6 protein-coding genes are annotated in these 4946 nt (G+C 43.5%); all 6 read right to left on the minus strand.

What is annotated here, in order from left to right:
* On the minus strand, positions 1-605 hold a 605-nt coding region (locus Q0257_RS09485; RefSeq protein WP_298024388.1), incomplete at its 3' end, for a translation initiation factor IF-2 N-terminal domain-containing protein.
* On the minus strand, positions 589-816 hold the full coding sequence (locus Q0257_RS09490) for a hypothetical protein (protein WP_040304108.1): 228 nt from the start codon (positions 814-816) through the stop codon (positions 589-591). The genes Q0257_RS09485 and Q0257_RS09490, both read right to left, overlap by 17 nt.
* A 21-nt stretch (positions 817-837) precedes the next feature.
* On the minus strand, positions 838-1719 hold the full coding sequence (gene thrB, locus Q0257_RS09495; RefSeq protein WP_298024389.1) for a homoserine kinase: 882 nt from the start codon (positions 1717-1719) through the stop codon (positions 838-840).
* Positions 1720-1727: 8 nt separating this feature from the next.
* Entirely contained in the window at positions 1728-2126 is a 399-nt protein-coding gene (locus Q0257_RS09500) for a glycoprotease (RefSeq protein WP_298024390.1), read from the minus strand.
* A 63-nt stretch (positions 2127-2189) separates the two neighbouring features.
* Positions 2190-3074 (minus strand): UDP-3-O-acyl-N-acetylglucosamine deacetylase, encoded by an 885-nt coding sequence (gene lpxC, locus Q0257_RS09505; protein WP_298024391.1) that lies wholly within the window; start codon positions 3072-3074, stop codon positions 2190-2192.
* Positions 3075-3124: 50 nt separating this feature from the next.
* Positions 3125-4504, minus strand: coding sequence for a M23 family metallopeptidase (locus Q0257_RS09510; protein WP_298024392.1), 1380 nt, complete (start codon positions 4502-4504; stop codon positions 3125-3127).
* Positions 4505-4946: the final 442 nt, after the last annotated feature.

Genomic DNA, 4946 nt, shown 5'->3' on the forward strand with positions numbered 1-4946 from the left:
ATCTTTTCGCGCCTAGGCTCAGTTCTATCTTGTGCCGCCGGGGCTTGAACTTCCTTTTTCTTTTTTACAATGACTAAGCCGCGGCGCTTTTGCAAGCTCTCGCTAGCAATGCTATCGCCGCTGTTTATCTGCACCGGAGCGGGCTTTGAGGCGGCGTTTTGCTTCTCCTCTTTATCCTGCGGGGCGGAGAAAATTTCTTCTTTTTGATTTTGGGATTTTTCGGTTTTCGCCTCGGGCTCTTGCGTCCGAGCTTTTTCATCGCTAGGTTCTTTGGCGCTTTGCGCGGACTCTTTGGATTCGGAAGCTTTTAAGCTTTCCGCCTTTTTAGGACTCTCTTTTTTAGCGGTTTTTTTAGTTTCGCTCTGTTTTTTAGCGGGCTTATTCTCATCTTCTTGCGCTTTTTCGGAGCTTTTCTTTGCGGGCTTTGACTTTTTCCCCGGCAAAATTCCCGTCTGGATATAATCGTAAATAGCGGCAGCTTCTTCTTCGCTTACTTTATTCGACGCGGTTTTTACCCTCTTAAAGCCCATCTCCTGCGCTTTTTCGATTATCTCTTTGCTTGCGTATCCAAGCTCGTCCGCGATATCTTTAATCAGAACACCCATTTAAAACCCTCTCCTTGATATGTCCCAAATCTGCGCTAGACGCAAATTTAGATAGATATTTTGAAATTTTCTCTTTTTGATTTATGCAACCGTCGCAAATATAAAATTGTCTGTTTGAGCTTATATTTTTAAAATTTTGCAAAAAGGCGTGGAGTTCGCGCTTGGCGAAGCGCCCCTTGCAAATAACGCACATCCTAATCGGTTCGCTCATGCGATTATATCTTTATTTTTCTTAGTCAATATTAAAGCCGCCGTTGTCGATCTCTAAAATTTCGACGCGGAAGTTTTTAAAATTTTCGCTAAGGCAGGCTTTAAGCTTTGCGGCGTCGGATCTATAGGCTAAATTTAAAAAGCTTGAGCCGCTTCCCGAGAGCGAGCTCATAAGCGCGCCGTTATCATAGGCGATCTCGCGCACCCCAAAAAGCTGCGGAAGCACGCCCATACGCATCTGCTCGTGCATCTTATCGATACAGGCGTAGCGCAAGCTGTCGTAGTCGCGCCGCATAAAACAAGCGGTCAGAAACGCCGCATGCGAGAGGTTGCTAACGCAATCTTTGATCGAAAAGCTCTTAGGCAGCTTGCCGCGCGATTCGTTCGTAGGCATCGGCGTATCGGGGATGACGACGACCGCTTGCAGATCTTGCGAAATTTCGCATTTTTGCGTGCGAACCGTCTTGCCGTCCACGACGCTGCTGACAAAGCCGCCGAGCGTCGCGGGCGCGATATTATCAGGGTGATTTTCATATTCCAGCGCCGTGTTTAAAATTTTAGCACGATCGATTTCAAAACCGCAAATTTTATAAGCGCTTACGATAGCGCCTACGATCACGGCCGAGCTGCTGCCCAGCCCGCGCGAAAACGGGATGTTGTTGTGAAAGGCGAATTTAAAATTTAACTCTTGCCCGCCGCCTAGTTTTCTGTAAATTTCATTGAAAATATTCAAAAAAGCGTTGCCCTTTTTTAGCCACGCTCTGTCGCTACCCTCGCCGCTAAGCGATACGCAAAAAAACTTCTGCTCGGTAATCTCTACTTCGTTAAATAGCCCTAGGCTAAGGCCGAGCGCGTCGAAACCGGGGCCTAAATTTGCGCTCGTCGCAGGAATTCTTATAATCAAGCTCTCTCCTAAACCGCTTCTATGATGTAATTTGGAAGTATATCATCGCTTTTATTTAAAACCGATAAATCCTGCGGCAAAGATAGCGCGGCGGGGGCGCATTTTTTCATCCTGATTTCACCGCGCTCATAAACGTAGCTGAAGTTTTTATTTGCTCTAATCGGCCCGAAGCCGCTTAGCTCAAAGCCGCTGATCGCGCGCAAAGGCACATCAAGAGCGATGCTAAGCGTACGTAATATCACGTAGCTTACCTTCATGCCCATGAAGCTGCCGGGAGTGTTTGCGTAGATGAGCTCTTTGATTTTATAAGTTTTTAGAATTTCGCTAAATTTGCAGATCAGAAATTTATCGGCTTTTTCGCCTTCAACGCTTGCAAATTCCGCTATCTTAGCGCCGTTTTCATACACACCGAGTAGGCACGGAGCGCTAAGAGCAGCGATTAGAATTTCAACCTCTTTGATTTTGCAGCCTTAAGCAAAGACTTTTTGATATTCGCGCACAACCTCGGCGGTAAGATCTACTAGCTCGAAATTTTTAGCATCGGCTAAAACTGATAAAGTTAGTTTATGATTTAGATCGTGGCTTCCCGCAAACGCCGTATAATCGCCCAAAATCGGAGCGCCCACGAGCGCAAGATCGCCGATCGCGTCTAAAATTTTATGGCGAACGAACTCGTTTTCAAAACGCAAACCCTCGGGGTTTAAAATTTTATTCTCATCGATTACGACGGCGTTTTCTAAGCTGCCGCCTAGAGCCAGCCCCATGGAACGTAGCGCCTGCACGTCTTTCAAAAACCCAAACGTGCGTGCTCGCGAAATTTCTTTAACGTAGGATTTCTTGCTAAATTCAAAAACATGGTGCTGAGTGCCGATGAGTGGATGACTAAATTTAATAGTATAATCAAATCTCGGGCTCTTGCTCGGGCTTAGCCGCACGAGCTTATCTCCCTCGCGAATCTCCACGGCTCGCTTGATGATGAGGGCTTTTTTATTAGCGTCAAGCTCTCTTACCCCCGCTTCGTCCAAAAGCATACAAAAGCTCGCAGAGCTTCCGTCCATCACAGGAATTTCATTAGCATCGACGATGATGCGGATATTATCGATGCCATAGGCATTAATGGCGCTCATTAGATGCTCTATTGTTGATATATAGCCCTTCTCGCTTCCTACGACGGTTGCCATCTGCGTATTTATGACGTTTTTCGGCTCGGCTTTAAAACTAATGCCAAGATCACTTCTATAAAATACGATTCCACTGCCTGCCTCTAAAGGCTCTAACGTAAGTCTGATAGGCTCACCTTTGTGCAGCCCGATGCCGACGTTATGGACTTTCTTAGCTATCGTTGTCTGTCTCATTTCTATCCTCGTTTTCATTAACCCGCGCATTATAGCGAAAATTTTAAAATTTACTTACCTTTTTCTATTACTTTTTTGGACGATTCTAAGACGTCGGTAATGTTATCTTTCATCCACTTAGGATCCATCCACTCCTCGGGTCTTACGTCCACACCCTGAACTACGATGCCAAAATGCAGATGATCTCCGAAAGCAAAGCCGCTTGAGCCCGTCTGTGCTAGAATGTCGCCCGGCTTTACATCGCTGCCCACACTTAACTGCGTCGCCGAGCAGTGTCCGTAGATACCGTACAATCCAAAGCCGTAGTAAATTCCTAAATTTAATCCGAAAATTCCGTTTTCCTGCGCGAAAACTACCTTACCGTAGTTACTCTCTTTGATATCGGCGTTTGCGACGCTTGCTAGATCGAGCCCCATATGCCATGACTCGCTTACTTGTTCGTCGTTCATAAAAAATATCCGATGATCGGCAAAGCTTGCTACCGCTGCGCCTTTAGCAAGCGGATAAAAAGGCTTTAGCTCAAATCCATTTATTTTATCCTCGTGCACCGCGCTAGTAGCAGCGTGCAGATCATCTCCGTTTTTCTTACGCAGAGTTTCGTTTACGAACTTAAATTTCTCCAAATCGCTCATCGAGTTAAAATTCTGCGCGTATTGGCTAGCCAGATCGCTTACCTTGCCGTTAATAAAACCCGGATTTAGCTTGATAGTAGAGACTTTATATTTTTTGTCTTGATAAAAATATTTTATCTGCGAAATGCTTTCGTTGCCTGCACGATCGGTGGCGACCGCTTCTGCGCGAAATTCCTCTAAATTTGCAGGCCACGCTACGAGAGACGCATAATAGCCCTCTTTTACAAAAGGAATCGCTTTAAAAATTTTGCCATAGTTGGTTTTGACATAGACTTCGTTTAGGCGCTCGTCTCTAGCTGAGAATACGACTACAGCGCTACCGCCTTTGGTGATTTTATAGGATTGATTGATGATATTTATGACGGGCTTTTTGTCATCTATTATTATATTTACCGTTTTTACGCTCTTATTTCCTTGCGCAAAATTCCACGAGCTAATGTCGTTTGCAAAAACCTCGAGCTTGTAGTTTTTATCTTTATTAAGCATCAAATTTTTAGGAAATTGCACGGCAAGCTCTAGCGTCGTTTGCGGAACGTTCAGCTCCTCATTTAGTAGCGGTATCGTGCTGGCTCCGTCGTTTAAATTAACGCGAACGAGCTTAATGCCGGTATCGTCTGAAATTTTAATCTTTAAAGGCGAGGTTAAATTCCAATAAATTTCATTTTCCAGCGCAATTTGCGGAGGATTTTTTTCAAATTTAGGCGAGGTGAAAATTCTAAAAATTCCATAAACCAAAGCGCATATTATAATAAGAAATATTAAAATTTTAAGCTTCGTTCCATTGCCATTTCTACGCATAAAAGAGCCTTTGATATGATTTTAGAGCGCGATTTTACAAGCTTAACTTAAATTATCGGTAAAGCGAGGCAAAATTTAACGCAAATGTTTAGCGATTTACGAGGCGATTTAAAATTTTAAATTCTAGCAATTTTAGAATCTCAAAAATTTATGAGCTTTAAAATTCAGTGGCGCGCTAGATCCTATGCAGTGAAATTCCGCGCGCGACAAAGCGGCGTTTATCGTCTATATCGTAATCTTTAAAATTTCAATATTAGAATTTTTTTAAATTATGCTAATTGCTTGTATTGATTTTTTAGAACTCTTGCACTTAAAATTTTACCATACGAATGAAATTTTGAACTATCTTGATAACTAAAATTCTAAAAAATTCAAAGCAAGCTATATGTTTAAATTTCATCCTAAGCCGAGCGGAATTCCAATTAAAATTTAGCTCAACCCG

The sequence above is a fragment of the uncultured Campylobacter sp. genome (genome assembly GCF_938018035.1).
Classification (GTDB): Bacteria; Campylobacterota; Campylobacteria; order Campylobacterales; family Campylobacteraceae; genus Campylobacter_B.

What these genes read in the sequence shown, in the direction of transcription:
- Q0257_RS09490 (WP_040304108.1), bottom strand. Translation starts at nt 816, where the DNA reads ATGAGCGAACCGATTAGGATGTGCGTTATTTGCAAGGGGCGCTTCGCC.
- lpxC (WP_298024391.1), bottom strand. Translation starts at nt 3,074, where the DNA reads ATGAGACAGACAACGATAGCTAAGAAAGTCCATAACGTCGGCATCGGG.
- Q0257_RS09510 (WP_298024392.1), bottom strand. Translation starts at nt 4,504, where the DNA reads ATGCGTAGAAATGGCAATGGAACGAAGCTTAAAATTTTAATATTTCTT.